Source organism: Dellaglioa sp. CoH-57-MRSF-21 (assembly GCF_056781915.1).
Window position 1 is genome coordinate 1 of the sequence record NZ_JBXAXU010000057.1, and the last position, 473, is coordinate 473.

The 473-nt window shown below is 52.0% G+C and carries 1 protein-coding gene; it reads right to left on the reverse strand.

Translation table 11 applies throughout. The features are described 5' to 3' along the window. Nucleotides 1-177: 177 nt before the first annotated feature. A partial coding sequence (locus AC1RPQ_RS07905; protein WP_481762247.1) for a hypothetical protein occupies nucleotides 178-473 on the reverse strand: 296 nt, incomplete at its 5' end.

Sequence of the window (473 nt, forward strand, 5' to 3'; positions counted from 1 at the left end):
GGCTTCATCAAATATGCCAGTGCCTTCTGCTGAACACGGATCAGGTTTTCTGTTTCGTCCACATCGTCGCGCACGCGTGCCAGATAGCGCGTCGCGTCGTCCAGATAGCGAAACTTCGGAAGTTCTACGGTGCATGCCCGGGGTTCCTGATAGTCGTTCTTGGCTCGTGCCATTTCATTAAGTCCTTCTAATGCCGATTACGTTGTCGCGTGAGAGCAATGTTGTTTGGGGCTTTGTCATGACGCGGGCGCGTACCGGTAGCAGCCGGTAAATTTCTTGAGGCTGAAGCACCCGTACATTGGCCTGAAAATCCAGCGTATTGCGGTTGCGTGAATTCCATGGGTTCGCGTTCTGAACGATCAGGTGCTTGCCCAATTGACGTTCAACGATAATGTCCTTGCTGCTTACCTGCGGAGTATTAGGACTGAAGATGATGTTGAATGGATCATCCTGTTCGAGCAGCGCAGTGTTCG